Source organism: Lactobacillus sp. UMNPBX19 (assembly GCF_002553805.1).
Lineage (GTDB): Bacteria > Bacillota > Bacilli > Lactobacillales > Lactobacillaceae > Lactobacillus.
Genome location: NZ_PCYR01000159.1, coordinates 1 through 371, shown reverse-complemented (window position 1 = coordinate 371; position 371 = coordinate 1). Strand labels below are relative to the sequence as shown.

General features: G+C 50.1%; 1 protein-coding gene. It reads right to left on the bottom strand.

Translation table 11 applies throughout. The features are described 5' to 3' along the window. Positions 1-13 precede the first annotated feature (13 nt). Positions 14-371, bottom strand: a 358-nt coding sequence (locus CP370_RS10335) for a hypothetical protein (protein WP_199160336.1), incomplete at its 5' end; no start/stop codon positions are given.

Here is a 371-nt window from a genome sequence, read left to right as displayed (position 1 = left end):
GACCTTTATCAACTTATTTTTTCTTTTCTTCCCTTTCTCCCCCTTTCTTCCTCTTTTTTTTCTCCTTTCCTCCCCCCTTTCTTCCTTCTCTCTCTCTCCCTTCCTTCTCCTCTCCCTTCCTCCTTTCCTTCTTCTCTTCTTTCCCTTCTTCTTTCCTTCCCTCTTTCCTCTTCTTTTCCTCCCCCTTCTCTTCCCTCCTTCCCCCCCTTCTCTCCCTCTTTTTTCCCTCCCTCTGCTCCCTCTTCTCCCCCCCCTCTCCCTTCCTCTTTCTCTCCCCCTTTCTCCCCTCTTCTTTTTTTTTTCTCTCCTCTTCCTCCCCCTCTTCTTCCCTCCTCTCCCCCTCCTCCCCCCCCTCCTTTTTTCTTTCTTTC